13 protein-coding genes are annotated in these 14,172 nt (G+C 68.8%); 3 read left to right on the plus strand and 10 right to left on the minus strand.

The features are described 5' to 3' along the window. Window positions 1-82: 82 nt before the first annotated feature. From SJY11_RS05635 to uxaC, 8 genes are all read right to left on the minus strand, one after another. A complete protein-coding gene (locus SJY11_RS05635) occupies window positions 83-1,549 on the minus strand; it encodes a mannitol dehydrogenase family protein (RefSeq protein ID WP_376985518.1) in 1,467 nt (488 codons plus the stop codon). Then, window positions 1,546-2,832 (minus strand): TRAP transporter large permease, encoded by a 1,287-nt coding sequence (locus tag SJY11_RS05640; protein ID WP_372689992.1) that lies wholly within the window; start codon window positions 2,830-2,832, stop codon window positions 1,546-1,548. Before SJY11_RS05640 ends, SJY11_RS05635 begins: the two co-directional genes overlap by 4 nt. Beyond that, window positions 2,829-3,323 (minus strand): TRAP transporter small permease, encoded by a 495-nt coding sequence (locus tag SJY11_RS05645; RefSeq protein ID WP_376985519.1) that lies wholly within the window; start codon window positions 3,321-3,323, stop codon window positions 2,829-2,831. Before SJY11_RS05645 ends, SJY11_RS05640 begins: the two co-directional genes overlap by 4 nt. Before the next feature lie 74 nt (window positions 3,324-3,397). Beyond that, window positions 3,398-4,381, minus strand: a complete 984-nt coding sequence (locus SJY11_RS05650) for a TRAP transporter substrate-binding protein (protein ID WP_372689994.1) — start codon at window positions 4,379-4,381, stop codon at window positions 3,398-3,400. Window positions 4,382-4,480: 99 nt separating this feature from the next. Next, window positions 4,481-4,822, minus strand: coding sequence for a cupin domain-containing protein (locus SJY11_RS05655; RefSeq protein WP_376985521.1), 342 nt, complete (start codon window positions 4,820-4,822; stop codon window positions 4,481-4,483). Further along, complete coding sequence (gene kduD, locus SJY11_RS05660; RefSeq protein ID WP_376985523.1) at window positions 4,819-5,577, minus strand: 2-dehydro-3-deoxy-D-gluconate 5-dehydrogenase KduD; 759 nt, start codon at window positions 5,575-5,577, stop codon at window positions 4,819-4,821. The genes SJY11_RS05655 and kduD overlap by 4 nt, the downstream gene beginning before the upstream one ends. Further along, window positions 5,577-6,413 (minus strand): 5-dehydro-4-deoxy-D-glucuronate isomerase, encoded by an 837-nt coding sequence (gene kduI / locus SJY11_RS05665; protein ID WP_376989259.1) that lies wholly within the window; start codon window positions 6,411-6,413, stop codon window positions 5,577-5,579. The genes kduD and kduI overlap by 1 nt, the downstream gene beginning before the upstream one ends. A 121-nt stretch (window positions 6,414-6,534) precedes the next feature. Continuing rightward, window positions 6,535-7,938 carry a glucuronate isomerase gene (gene uxaC, locus SJY11_RS05670; protein ID WP_376985525.1) on the minus strand — a complete coding sequence of 468 codons (1,404 nt, stop codon included), beginning with the start codon at window positions 7,936-7,938 and terminating at the stop codon, window positions 6,535-6,537. Window positions 7,939-8,122: 184 nt separating this feature from the next. Here uxaC and SJY11_RS05675 point away from each other — a divergent pair, with 184 nt between their 5' ends. Further along, window positions 8,123-8,866 (plus strand): GntR family transcriptional regulator, encoded by a 744-nt coding sequence (locus SJY11_RS05675; protein WP_376985526.1) that lies wholly within the window; start codon window positions 8,123-8,125, stop codon window positions 8,864-8,866. Window positions 8,867-9,009: 143 nt separating this feature from the next. Then, window positions 9,010-10,398: an amidase gene (locus SJY11_RS05680; protein WP_376985528.1), complete on the plus strand. Its 1,389-nt coding sequence runs from the start codon at window positions 9,010-9,012 to the stop codon at window positions 10,396-10,398. A 21-nt stretch (window positions 10,399-10,419) separates the two neighbouring features. Here the strand turns inward: SJY11_RS05680 and SJY11_RS05685 are convergent, their stop codons facing one another. Further along, complete coding sequence (locus SJY11_RS05685; protein WP_376985530.1) at window positions 10,420-11,346, minus strand: tyrosine recombinase XerC; 927 nt, start codon at window positions 11,344-11,346, stop codon at window positions 10,420-10,422. Between the two features lie 69 nt (window positions 11,347-11,415). Next, on the minus strand, window positions 11,416-11,766 hold the full coding sequence (locus SJY11_RS05690) for a hypothetical protein (protein ID WP_376985532.1): 351 nt from the start codon (window positions 11,764-11,766) through the stop codon (window positions 11,416-11,418). A gap of 105 nt (window positions 11,767-11,871) precedes the next feature. On the opposite strand from SJY11_RS05690, the gene SJY11_RS05695 reads away from it, so the two are divergent. Then, a complete protein-coding gene (locus tag SJY11_RS05695; protein WP_376989260.1) occupies window positions 11,872-14,058 on the plus strand; it encodes a primosomal protein N' in 2,187 nt (728 codons plus the stop codon). Window positions 14,059-14,172: the final 114 nt, after the last annotated feature.

Here is a 14,172-nt window from a genome sequence, read left to right on the forward strand (position 1 = left end):
TATGGGCGCCCCGCTGGTCCAGGGGCCGACACCTCTCCCCTGCCCCTCTCCTTACAGGAGAGGTGTTCCCTGCGCTTTACCTTTAGAGCGCCGCGACCGTCGCTTTCGCGCCCTTGTCGAACAGCGCTGCCAAATGCGTCTCGACGGCCTGCGTGAAGCGCGGCTCGCGCGGCAGGTCGGTGCCGAAGATCGCCTCAATGCCGAGCAGCGACCGGCTGAGCGCCGTCGCGTCGTGGCCGGCCGCCCTGGCCTTCTCCGCGAAGGTCGCGGCCAGCGGGTCGCGGACATCGATCGTCGCGCCCTTTTCGTCGGTGCCGGAGACGTAAGCCATCCAGGCCGCGACACCGAGCGCGAGATGGTCGATCGGGGCGTCCTGCTTGAGGCGGTCGCGGATCGTTCCCAGCAGCCGCTGCGGCAGCTTCTGGGAGCCGTCCATGGCGATCTGCCAGGTGCGATGGCGGATGGCGGGGTTGCGGAAGCGGGCGAGCAGCGCCTGCGCGTACTCGGAAAGGACGACGCCCTGCGGTGCGGGAACCGTCGGGATGATCTCGCCCCAGAGGCCTTCGAGGAAGCGGGCGAACACCGGGTCGCCGCTGGCCTCGGACACCGTCTCGTGGCCAGCGAGATAGCCGAGATAGGCGAGGCAGGAATGCGCGCCGTTGAGCATGCGCAGCTTCATGAACTCGAAGGGCGCGACCTCGGAAACCATCTGCGCGCCGACGCGCTCCCAGGCCGGCCGGCCGGCGGCAAAAACGTCCTGGATCGCCCATTGCCGGAAGGGCTCGCCGATGACGGGAGCGGCGTCCTCCAGCCCGATCAGGTCGGCGACCTCGGCGATGTCGGCCTCGGTCGTAGCCGGCACGATGCGGTCGACCATCGTCGCCGGGAAGGCGCCGTTGGCTTCGATCCACTGGCTCAAGCCATCATCGCTCAGCGCCGCGAAATCGCGCACCAGGCCGCGCAGCACGCCGCCGTTATGGGGGAGGTTGTCGCAACTCAGCGCCGTGAAGGGGCCGAGGCCGGCGGCGCGACGCGCCTTCAGGGCAGCGACGATGAGGCCCACCGCCGAGCGGGGGCTGAGCGGGTTGGCGAGGTCGTGGAGGATGTCGGGATGGTCGGCCTTGAGCCGGCCGGTGGCGGGGTCGTGGCAGTAGCCCTTCTCGGTGACCGTCAGCGAGACGATGCGGGTGTCGGGAAAGGCCATGCGCGCGATGAGCGCGGCGGGGTTCTCCGGCGCGACCAGCACCTCACCGAGGCAGCCGATGAGGCGCAGGTCCGGCCCGGCCGGGGCGCGCTTCAGCAGGGTGTAGAGCCCGTCCTGCGGCGACAGCCGGTCGCGCTGGTCGGGCCGCTGCAGGCTCGCGCCAGTGACGCCCCAGGCGCCGAACTCCAGCTCCAGCGCGTCCTCGGTGTACTCGCAGAGATGGGCGCGGGCGAAGGCGCCCAAGCCGAGATGGACGATGCCCGGCGTCAGTCGCGCGCGGTCATAGGCGGGGCGGCGGACCGTGGCGGGCAGGGCGGAGAGGGTCGTCGTATTCAGTCGCGTCAACGGAACATGCTCGGCAGCCAGAGAGAGATGGCGGGGACATAGGTGACGAGCATCAATACGGCGATGCTGGCACCGTAGAAAGGCCAGATCGTCCGCATTGCCTCCCAGATCGAGATGCGCCCAACCGCGCAGCCGACGAAGAGCACGGCGCCCACGGGCGGGGTACACAGGCCAATGCCCAGATTCAGGATCAGGATGGCGCCGAAATGCACCGGGTCCATGCCGAAGGCCGTAACCACGGGCAGGAAGATCGGCGTGGTGATGATGATCAGCGGCGACATGTCCATGAAGGTGCCCAGGAACAGCAGCAGCAGGTTGATCAGCAGGAAGATCACGATCGGGTCGTTCGAGACAGACCGCATGAAGGCGACCATCGCCGAAGGGACCTGGAAGAAGGCGAGCAGCCAGCCGAAGGCGGCCGCGCAGCCGATCACCAGCAGGACCATCGCCGTGGTGCGCACGGCGGCGAAGGTCGCGTCCTTGAACTCGGCGAGGTTCATGCCGCGATAGACCAGAACGGTGATCAGAAGGGCGTAGACCGCGGCGATGCAGGAGCTCTCGGTGGCGGTGAAGACGCCCGAGCGCACGCCGCCGAAGATGATCCCGATCAGGATGATGCCGGGGAAGGCCGAGACGGCATAGGTCGCGACCCGGGCCCAGCCCGGAAACGGTTCGGCCGGGTAACCGCGCTTGCGCGCGACGAACCAGGTGACGAGCATCAGCGTCGCCGCGAGCAGCAGACCCGGCACGATCCCGGCCGTGAACAGGTCGGCGATGGAGATCGAGCCGCCGGCCGACAGCGAATAGATGATCATGTTGTGCGAGGGCGGGATCAGCAGCGCGATGATGGCGGAACTGACGGTGACGTTGACGGCAAAGGAGGTGTCGTAGCCGCGCTTCTGCATCTGCGGGATCATCAGCCCGCCGATGGCGGAGGCATCGGCCACGGCCGAGCCGGAGATGCCGCCGAACAGGGTCGAGGCCGCGATGTTCACCTGGCCGAGGCCGCCACGCATATGGCCGACAAGGGAGCCGGCGAAGCGCACCAGCCGTTCCGCGATGCCGCCACGGATCATCAGGTCGCCGGCATAGATGAAGAAGGGAATCGCCATCAGCGAGAAGACGCTGATGCCGGAGTTCAGCCGCTGGAACACGACCAGCGGCGGGATGCCCATATAGACGACGGTCGCCAGCGAGGCGGCACCCAGGCAGAACGCGATCGGCGTCCCGATCAGCAGCAGGACGACGAAGCTGCCGAAGAGAATGATCAGTTCAGGGCTCATGCGCCGGTTCCGTCCTCATGGCCGGCGGCCAGATTGTAGAGATGCTCGAGGGTGAAGAAGGAGATCAGTGCTCCGCCGCCGAGCAGCGGGAGGAAATCGATGCCGCCCGGCCAGCCCAGGATCGGGATGGTGGCGGTCCAGGTGCCGACGACGAGATCCCAGCTGTACCAGACCATGGCGAGGCCGAAGGAGAGGACGACGAGATGGCTGACGAGGGCCATCAGCTTGGCGGGCCGGCCCGGCAGCGCGATGCGCAAGATGTCGAAGCCGAGATGGTAGCCCTCGCGGACGCCGACAGCGGCTCCCAGCAGAATGAACCAGCCCATCAGCTGGATCGACAGCGCCTCGGTCCAGGTCGGCGTGCTGTTGAGCACATAGCGGCCGAAGACCTGCCACGCGACGGCCAGCGTCATGCCGATCAGGCCGACCGCGGACAACCACAGGGCCAGCGTCGCCAGGGCGCTGGAGACTCGAGTCAAGGCTGGTGACATGGGGTGGTCCGGGAACGAGGAACGACGAAAGGAAATGGCGCGCCGGGTGGCGCGCCATCATGTTCAGCAGACGCTCACTTCACCGCCTGGATGGCGGCGACCATTTCCTTGAGCTTCGCGTCGGTAACGAACTTGTCATAGACCGGCTTCATCGCGTCGATGAAGGGCTGCTTCTCGACCGCGTTGACGACCGCGCCGCCGGCCTTGACCTTGGCTTCCGAGGCCTTCTCACGCGCGTCCCAGAGTTCGCGCATCTTGGCGACGGATTCCTTGGCGGCCGCCCTGACAAGAGCCTTGTCCTCGGCGCTGAGCTTGTCGAAGCTCTTCTTCGACATCACCAGCACCTCCGGTGAGAGCGAGTGCTCGGACAGCGAGTAGAACTTCGCCACCTCGTAATGCTTGGTCGATTCATAGGACGGCCAGTTGTTCTCGGCGCCGTCGATGACGCCGGTCTGAAGGCCCGAGTAGACTTCGCCGAAGTTCATCGGCGTGGCGTTGGCGCCGAGCGCCGAGACCAGGCTGACGAACATGTCCGACTGCTGGACGCGGATCTTCAGGCCCTTCATGTCGGCCGGCGTGTTGATCGGACGCTTGGAGTTGTAGAAGGAGCGCGAGCCGGAATCGTAGAAGGCGAGGCCGATGAGATCGTGCTTCTCGAACTCCTTCAGCAGGTTGTCGCCGATCGGGCCGTCCATGACCTTCCGCATATGGTCGACCGAGCGGAAGATGAAGGGCAGCGACGGCACATTGGTCGCCGGGATCAGATTGTTGAACGGCGCCATGTTGATGCGGTTCATGTCGATCACGCCGAAGCGGGTCTGCTCGATCGTGTCCTTCTCCTGGCCGAGCTGGGCCGAGTGGAAGACGTTGATCTTGATGCGGCCCTTGCTGCGCTCCTCGAGCAGCTTGCCCATGTGCTTGACCGCCTCGATGGTCGGATAGCCGTCGGGGTGGATGTCGGTCGAGCGCAGGGTGACGGTCTGGGCGCTGGCGGTGCCGGCGACCAGGGCCAGGATGGCGGCGCCCGCGAGCGCGCCGAATGTGCGTTTGGTGAGCATGGCAGTTTCTCTCCCTTGTTGGTGTGGCGCCGGCTTTTTCCGGTCGTTCTTGTCCCGTAATGGGAGCCCTGCCGGCGGCGGCCGGAAGGGCGGTCTCGTCTAGAGAAATTCGGTGCGCATCGGCGTGAAGGAATCGATCAGCTGGCCGGCCTCGACCGCGGTGACGCCGTGGACGAGATCGGACGGAACGAAGAAGGTGTCGCCGGCCGTCAGCCGCTGGGTCTGTCCGTCGATGGTGACGTCGAAGACGCCGCTCTCGACATAGCAGGCCTGGCGGTGCGGATGCCGATGCGGCTTGCCGACGGCGCCAGCCTCGAAGACCACCCGCACGACCATCAAATCCTCGCCATAGGCCATGATCTTGCGCTTCACGCCGGGCTCGGTCGGCTCCCAGGCGATATCGGCGTCCTGCTGGAAGAAGGAATTGAGACGGTCGGTCATCGTGCGAGCCAGCCTCCGTCGACGGGAATGATGGCGCCATGCATGTAGGCGGCGGCGTCGCTGGCGAGGAACACGGCGGCGCCGCCGATGTCCGAGGGGTTGCCCCAGCGGCCGGCGGGAATGCGCGCGAGGATCGCCTGGTTGCGGTCCGGGTCGTTGCGCAGCGCCTGCGTGTTGTTGCTCTCGATATAGCCCGGGGCGATGGCGTTCACATTGATGCCCTTCTGCGCCCATTCGCAGGCGAGAAGCTTGGTCAGCCCGGCGAGCCCGCTCTTGCTGGCGGTGTAGGAGGCGACGCGGATGCCGCCCTGGAAGGAGAGCAGCGAGGCGATGTTGACGATCCGCGCGCCACGTCCCGCCGCGACGGCCGATTTCGCGAAGGCCTGGGCCAGGAAGAACGTCGCCTTGAGATTGACGTTCATGACCTCGTCCCAGTCGCTCTCGCTGAAATCGAGCGCGTCGGCCCGGCGGATGATGCCGGCATTGTTGACGAGTATGTCGAGCGGGCCGGCGAGACCTTCAGCCTGCTCGATGACGCGCGGCGCGATGCCCTGCTCCTGAAGATCGACCTTGAGGGCATGCGCCGTTCCGCCGGCCGCCGCGACCAGCGCGAGCGTCTCGGTCAGGTCCGAGCGCCCGGCGGCCACCACGGTGGCGCCGGCCTGCGCCAGCGCCAGCGCGATGCCCTGGCCGATGCCGGTATTGGCGCCGGTGACCAGGGCCTTGCGGCCGGTGAGGTCGAAGGGCGAGGCCATCAGCGCAAGCTGTCCACGGGGGCTGCGTCCATGTCGGTGAACTCGACATTGTCGCCGGCCATGGCCCAGACGAAGGCGTAGTTCGAGGTGCCGCAGCCGCAATGGATCGACCAGTTCGGCGAGATCACCGCCTGCTCGTTGGCCACCAGCAGATGGCGGGTCTGCGTCGGCTCGCCCATGAAGTGGAAGACGCGGTGGGCGGGGTCGAGGTTGAAGTAGAGATAGGCCTCCATCCGCCGCGTATGGGTGTGGCAGGGCATCGAGTTCCAGACCGAGCCGGGCTCCAGCGCGGTCATGCCCATCACCAGCTGGTTGGTGCCGGTGGTGTTGGGCATGATGTATTGGCTGATGATGCGCTTGTTCGAGGTCTCCGACGAGCCGAGATGGATCGTGTTGGCGTCGTCCTTGCGGATCAGCTGATGCGGCGCCTCGCGGTGCGCCGGCGCGCTGGTCAGGTAGAACTTCGCCGGGTTCGCCGCGTCGGCGCTGGTGAACGAGACCTCCTTCGCGCCCAGCCCGACATAGAGGGCATCGAGATTCGGCAGCTCGAAGGCCTGGCCATCGACGGTGACGCGGCCTGCGCCGCCCAGGTTGATCACGCCGAGTTCGCGCCGCGCCAGGAAGAAGGGCGTGCCGGTCGGCGCGAAGGGGGCGAGTGTCAGCGCGGCCGCGGCCGGCATCGCGCCGCCGACGATCATGCGATCGTAATGGCTGTAGGTCAGCGTGATCTCGCCTGAGGCGAAAACGCGCTCGATCAGGAAATCTCCGCGCAGGGTCTCGGTGTCGTAGCTCTTCACGTCGCGCGGATGGGCGGCCTGGCGTTCGTCGATCATCAGATGGTCTCCATCGTCATTGCGAGGCGCGCAGCGACGAAGCAATCCAGGGAGACGTCGAGCGCGCGGCTCTGGATTGCTTCGCTGCGCTCGCAATGACGGAGTTGGTGGGCGGCGACGGGGCTCACAGCTTGTAAGCCTCCTTGGCCAGACGGTAGGCGAGGTCGTGTGCGAGCTCGGCCGCCTCGTCCTCGTCGAGGCGGTGCTCGGCGACGAGCTTGGCGAGATAGGCGCAGTCGCAGCGACGGGCGACGTCGTGGCGCGCGGGGATCGAGAGATAGGCGCGGGTGTCGTCGTTGAAGCCGACGGTGTTGTAGAAGCCGGCCGTCTCGGTGGTCAGTTCGCGGAAGCGCAGCATGGCCTCGGGCGCATCGAGGAACCACCAGCCCGGGCCGAGCTTGAGCGCCGGATAATGCCCCGCCAGCGGCGCGAGTTCGCGCGAATAGCTGGTTTCGTCGAGGGTGAAGGCGATCACGGTCAGGCCGGGCTCGTTGCCGACCGCGTCGAGCAGGGGCTTGAGCGCGGCGACGTAATCGGTCTGGCGCGGGATGTCGGCGCCCATGTCGCGGCCGAAATGCTCGAAGAGGAAGGCGTTGTGATTGCGCGTGGAACCCGGATGGATCTGCAGCACGAGCCCGTCATCGAGGCTCATCTTCGCCATCTCGGTCAGCATCTGGCCGCGGAAGAGATCGGCGTCCTCGGCCGAGGCCTTGCCGGCGACGACCTTCGTGAAGAGGGCTTCCGCGTCGGCCTTCGAGAGGTTGGCCGTGCGGGCGGTGGCGTGGCCGTGGTCGGAGGAGGTGGCGCCGCGCGCCCGGAAGTAGTCGCGGCGCTGGCGGTGGGCGGCGAGATAGCCGCTCCAGCTCATTACGTCCTCGCCTGTGAGGGCGCCGAACTGTTCGAGGTTGGCGGCGAAGCCCTCGAACTCGGGATCGACGACGCTGTCCGGGCGATAGGCGGTGACGACCTTGCCGCTCCAGCCCGAGGCCCTGATCATGTCGTGCCACTTCAGATCGTCGAGCGCGCCCTCGGTGGTCGAGATCGCCTCGATCTTGAAGCGATCGAACAGCGCGCGCGGCCTCAGTTCGGGCTCGCCCAGCTTCTCGGCGATCCGGTCATAGAGCTTGTCGGCGTTCTCCGGCGTGAGCCGCTCGTTGATGCCGAAGACCGAGGAGAGCGCGTGCTCGAACCAGAGCCGGGTCGGTGTGCCCCGGAACAGGAACCAGTGCCGGGCGAACAGGCGCCAGACCGCGCGCGGGTCGGTCTCGACCGGGCCGCCGTCCTTGCGGGGGATGCCGAGCTGCTCCAGCCGCACGCCCTGCGAATAGAGCATCCGGAAAATGTAGTGGTCCGGCTTGACCAGCAGTGTCGCGGGATCGGGAAAAGGCTGATCCTCGGCATACCAGCGCGGGTCGGTGTGGCCATGGGGCGAGATGATCGGCAGATCGCGAATCCCGGCGTAGAGCCGGCGCGCGATTCCGCGCGTCACGGGGTCTGCGGGAAACAGGCGATCATCATGCAGCAACATTGGTCCGGGCGCTCCCATCGGATCGGCCGGCGGACCATAGGCGCGACCGCGAGGCGCGGTCAATATACTAATATACTAGTACGTCACAGATAGTCGTGCTATCCGCCGGGAAGCGCGGTCGCCATGCGGCAGGCGCATTCTTCCGGCAGGGCCGCCCGGCCCGCCGGCCCAAAGAGGCGAGGCGATGTCGCAGGTCACGATTCCGCCGAAGGTGAGTGTCGATCCGGTGCGCCGTGAGCGGCGGCGCCAGCCGCTTGGTGGCATTCCGGCCGGCCGCTCGACGGCGGCCTCGATGGTGCAGGACGAGCTGAGGCGCGCCATTCTGGCTATGGAGATCGTGCCGGGCGCAGCGCTGGTCGAGAAGGAGTTGACCGCGCATTTCGGCATGAGCCGGACGCCGGTTCGCGAGGCCCTGATCCGGCTGAAGGAGGAGGGCCTCGTCGAGATATTCCCGCAGGCCGGCACCTTCGTCGCGCGGATCCCGAGCGAGGCGATTCCCGAGGCCGTGTTCATCCGGCAGGCGCTCGAATGCGCAACCATCGACCTCGTGGCGCGCATTGCGACGCCCGAGGCGGTCAGGCGGCTGGATGCCACGATCGCCCGCCAGCACGAGGCCCTCGAGGCGGGCGATCAGGAGAGCTTCCATCGCGCCGACGAGGAGTTCCACGAGACCCTGGCCATGGTCGCCGGCTATCCCGGCATCTGGAAGATCGCCCATGCCGCCAAGAGCCAGATCGACCGCTGCCGGCGCATGACGCTGCCGGTGCCGGGGCGCATGGCGATGGTGATCCGCGAGCATCTCTCGATCGTCGATGCGGTCCGCCGCCATGACGGGCCGGCCGCGGTCGCCGCGATGCGCAAGCATCTGGGAACGCTGCTGCCCGACCTCGTGCATCTGCGGGCGCAGCATCCGGACTACTTCGCCTGAGGGGCGAGGCCCGGCGCAGGGCTTGCTTGGGGTCGTGATGCGGCCAGGTTCGGCGCGGGTTGCGCCGCGCGCCCATGCCGTGTCCGATCCGCCATGGCATGGATGATGGCCATGCCGCGCCCCGCCTGCCGAGGATGATGCCGATGCCCAGCCCCGCCGATCTCAGCGCCGCCGAACTGCTGCAAGCCTACCGCACCAAGGTGCTCTCGCCGGTCGAGGTGGTGGAGGCGGTCATCGCCCGGATCGAGGCTTGCGAGCCGCGGCTCAAGGCCCTCTATGCCTATCATCCCGCGGCGGCGTGCCAGGCGGCAAAGGAATCCGAGGCCCGCTGGATGAGGGGGCAGCCGCTGCCGCTCGACGGCGTTCCCGGCACGATCAAGGAGAACATCGCGACCCGGGGCACGCCGATGCCGATTGGGACGGCCGCGCGCGACCTGTCGCCCATGCCGGAGGATGCCCCCGTCGCCGCGCGGCTGGGGGAGGCCGGCTTCGTGATGCTGGCGAAGACGACGATGCCCGATTACGGGATGCTGTCCTCGGGCCTGTCGAGCTTCCACGACCTCGCCCGCAATCCCTGGGACGAAACCAAGAACCCGGGCGGCTCCTCGGCCGGGGCCGGGGCGGCGGGCGCGGCCGGCTATGGGCCGCTGCATGTCGGCACGGATATCGGCGGCTCGATCCGGCTGCCGGCCGGCTGGTGCGGGCTGGTGGGCCTCAAGCCCAGCTTCGGCCGCGTGCCGATCGATCCGAGCTATTACGGCCGCGTCGCCGGCCCGATGACCCGCACGGTCACGGATACGGCCCTGATGATGCGCGAGATCTCGAAGCCCGATGCACGCGACGGCATGAGCCTGCCGCCGCAGGAGATCGACTGGCTGTCGCTCGAGATGGACGTGAAGGGGTTGCGGATCGGCCTGCAACTCGATCCGGGCATCGGCATCCCCGTCGAGCCGGAGACGAAGGCGGCGATCGAGGCGGTGGGACGCGCTTTCGCCGCGGCGGGCGCGATCGTCGAGCAGGCGCCTGCCTTCATGACGCGGGCGATGCTGGACGGGCTCGACGATTTCTGGAGCCAGCGGGCCTGGGCCGATATCGGCGCGCTCTCGCCGGACAAGCAGGCGAAGGTGCTGCCCTATATCTTCGCCTGGGCGAAGCGCGGAGATGGCCTGTCGGGCGAACGCGTCTATCGCGGCATGAGCCAGATGCTGGCGATCAAGGACGCGGCGCTCAGGCAGAGCGCGCCCTTCGACTTCGTGCTGTCGCCGGTCGCGCCGGTGCCGAGCTATCCGGCGGAGATGGCCTCGCCGCTCGATGATCCGGACCGGCCCTTCGAACACATCGTCTTCACCCTGCCGGCGAACATGTCGGACCAGCCCTCGATCGCCTTGCCGGCGGCGATGACCGCGGGCGGACTGCCGATCGGGCTGCAGATCACGGGACGGCGCTTCGACGATCTCGGCGTGCTGCGGCTGGCGCGCGCCTGGGAAAGGCTGCGTCCGCCGCTGCCGGCCTATCCGGGCGCCGCGGGCTGACGGCCGGACGTCAGGAAGGACTCACCGGCCGGCCTGTGGGTGCGCGGCATCATAGGCCGCCATCAGCCGGGCGGAATCGACGCGGGTGTAGATCTGCGTCGTCGAAAGCGAGGCGTGGCCGAGCAGTTCCTGGATGGCGCGCAGATCGCCGCCGCGGCCGAGCAGATGGGTGGCGAAGGAGTGCCTGAGCGCGTGCGGCGTCGCGGAATCCGGCAGGCCGAGCGCACCGCGCAGGCCCTCGACCGCGAGCTGGATGATGCGCGGCGAGAGCGGGCCACCCTTGGCGCCGACGAAGAGCGGGCCGTCCGGCGGCAGGCGCCAGGGGCAGAGCGCGAGATAGCCGGCGATGGTGTCGACCACGACGGGGAGGACGGGGACCATGCGGGTCTTGCTGCCCTTGCCGATCACGGTGAGCGTGTCGCCCGCGCTGGCGGGAGCCTGGGCGCGGGTCAGCGACAGCGCCTCCGAGATGCGCAGGCCGCAGCCATAGAGCAGCGACAGGACGGCGGCGTCGCGGGCGAGGATCCAGGGATCGCGGACATCGCCGGCGCGCGTCTCGGCCCGGGTGACGGCGCGCGCCGCGCGGGCTTCCAGCGGGCGGGGCAGGGCCTTGCCGATGCGCGGCCCGCGCGTCGCGGCGAAGGCTGCGGCCGTCAGCCGGCCCGTGCGCTCGCCGAAGCGGGCGAAGGAGCGCAGTGCCGCGAGCTGGCGCATCAGTGTGCGGTTGCCGACCTCCTCGCGCCGGCGCCGGCCGAGGAAGGCGCGCAGATCCGCCGGCTTCAGCGCCGCGATATCGGCGACGCTCGGGGCGCCGCCGAGATGATCGGTGAGGAAGGCCGCGAACTGGCGCAAATCCCGGGAATAGGCCTCCAGCGTCTTCGGCGAGAGCCGGCGCTCATGGGCGAGATGGTTGAGCCAGGCGCGGGCGAGGGTGTCGAAGTCGGTCATGGAGCGGCCTGTGCCTCGGGTCGGCTCGGAGCATGACGGCGCAACCTTAACGCCTCGCGAAGCGGCGCCTCAACGCTTCGGACAGGCGAAGGGCATGAAGGTGCTGGCCATGCCCTGGTTCATCCCCATGACGACCATCACATTGGCGAGGTTGAGCTCCTCGGCGCTGCGCGGGCAGACCTCGCCCTTGATGCTGCAGCCGGAGGCGAGAAAGGCCTCGTGCGCGTCGAGGAAATCGGGGCTCAGCCCCTTGCGCCCGAGCTTCGACAGCGCCTCGCCATAGGCCTTGGTGTAGCGCTCGCATTTGATCGCGGGCCAGTTTTCGGGCGGCGCCGGCTGGGCTCGCGCGGGCAGCGTCGAGGTCGTGATTAGGGCGGCTGCGAACAGGATGGCGGTCGGGCAGTGGAAGGCGAAAGGCATGGGCAGGCTCGGATCTGCGACCGGGGAAGCGGCAGTCATCATGCGATCGCGGCCATGGCAAGGCAGGCGGTTGTCGCCATGGCGGGCAGGGGCTACGCACGGGCGATGAGTGGCGAAGCGGATCGGTTGGGTGACGGCGGCACCGTCGAGGTGCTGGTCCCGCTCGCGCTCGACCAGGCCTACAGCTATGCGGTACCGCCCGGTCTCGTGCTGGCGCCCGGCGATGTGGTTCAGGTGCCCCTCGGGCCGCGCCAGACCGTCGGAGTCGTCTGGGAGCGCGGTTCGGGGCGCGGCGGCAATCTCAAGGCGGTCGCGGCAAAGCTCGACATGCCGCCGCTCGATGGCGCGCTGATGAAGCTGGTCGACTGGGTCGCCTGGTACACGCTTGCCCCCAAGGGATCCGTGCTGGCGCTGGCGCTGCGGCGGCCGCCCGAGGACGGGCCCGAACGGCCGAAGCTCGGGGTGCGGCTCGTCGGGCCACCGCCGGGACGCCTGACTCCGGCGCGGGCGCGGGCGATCGCGGCCGCGGAAGGCGGGCTGCTGACGGCCAAGAGCGCGCTCGCCGAGGCGGCTTCGGTCAGCGCCGCGGTGATCGATTCACTGGTCGATGCCGGGACCTTCGCGGTCGAGCCGCTGCCGCGCGAGGCGGTGGCGGCGATGCCCGATCCCGACCATGCTGCGCCGGCGTTGTCGGAGGATCAGGCGGCGGCTGCGCAGGCGCTCGTCGCCTCGGTCAGGGCCGCGACCTATGGGGTGACGCTGCTCGAGGGCGTCACCGGCTCGGGCAAGACCGAGGTCTATTTCGAGGCCGTGGCCGAGGCGATCAGGCTCGGGCGCCAGAGCCTGATCCTGATGCCCGAGATCGCGCTCACCGCGCAGTTCATCGACCGGTTCGAGGCGCGCTTCGGGGTCCGGCCCGGGCTGTGGCATTCGGCGGTGACGGGGCGCAGGCGCGAGCGGCTGCAGGCGGCGATCGCCAGCGGCGAGGCGAAGGTGGTGGCGGGTGCGCGCTCGGCGCTGTTCCTGCCTTACAAGGATCTCGGCCTGATCGTCGTCGATGAGGAGCACGAGGCCGCCTACAAGCAGGAGGACGGCGTCGCCTATCACGCCCGCGACATGGCGGTGGTGCGGGGGCGCATCGAGAATGCGCCGGTGATCCTGACCTCGGCGACGCCGTCGCTGGAAACCCGCGTCAATGCCGAGCGCGGGCGCTACAGCCATCTCAAGCTGCCCGAACGGTTCGGCGGGCGGACGCTTCCGACGCTGGGCCTGGTCGATCTGCGCCAGGACAAGCCGCCGCGCGGTCGCTGGATCTCGGACACGCTGGCCAAGGCGATGACCGCCAATCTGGAGGCCGGCGAGCAGTCGCTGCTGTTCCTGAACCGGCGCGGCTATGCGCCGCTGACGCTGTGCCGCGATTGCGGCCACCGCTTTCAGTGTCCGAACTGCTCGGCCTGGCTGGTCGATCACCGTTTCCGCCGTGCGCTGGTCTGCCATCACTGCGGGCATGTCGAGCGCCGGCCGCATGAATGCCCGCAATGCCATGCGCAGGACAGCCTGAGCGCCTGCGGGCCTGGCGTCGAGCGCCTGGCCGAGGAGGTCGCGACGCTGTTCCCGCAGGCGCGGGGCATCGTGCTGTCGAGCGATTTTCCCGGCGGCACCGAGCGGCTGAAGTCCGAATTGATGGCGGTGGCGGCCGGCGAGTTCGACATCGTCATCGGCACGCAGCTCGTTGCCAAGGGGCATAACTTTCCCGGCATGACGCTGGTCGGCGTGATCGACGCCGATCTCGGCCTGACCTCGGGCGATCCGCGTGCGGCAGAGCGCACCTTCCAGGTGCTGCGGCAGGTGACCGGCCGGGCGGGTCGTGGCGAACGGCCGGGCCGCGCCCTGCTGCAGACGCATGACCCGACCCATCCGGTTCTCAAGGCGCTGATCTCCGGCGATCCGGAGCGGTTTTATGCCGCAGAGACGGCGTCGCGCGAGGCGGCAGGCCTGCCGCCGTTCGGGCGGCTGGCGGCATTGATCGTCTCGGCTGGCAGCCAGGCGGAGGCGGAGGCGCATGCCCGGGCGCTGGCGCGCTGTGCCGAGCCGCCCGACGGTGTCGTCGTGCTCGGCCCGGCCGAGGCGCCGCTCGCCGTGCTGCGCGGGCGCCACCGCATGCGGCTGATCGTCCGGACGGCGCGCGACGTGAACCTGCAGGACTATCTGCGCGCCTGGCTCAGGCGGGCGGGCAAGCCCAAGGGTTCGGTGCGGGTGGCAGTCGACGTCGATCCGCAGAGTTTCCTCTGAGGCGGCGAGCCTGGCGCGGGTCTCGTCCGGCGGCTGCGGAAAAGACAGACGGAACCGCGCCTTCGATCGGCATCAACGGATTGCGCGCCCCAAAACCACATGCTAGTGCACCGC

The sequence above is a fragment of the Allobosea sp. R86505 genome (assembly GCF_042466375.1).
Lineage (GTDB): Bacteria > Pseudomonadota > Alphaproteobacteria > Rhizobiales > Beijerinckiaceae > Allobosea.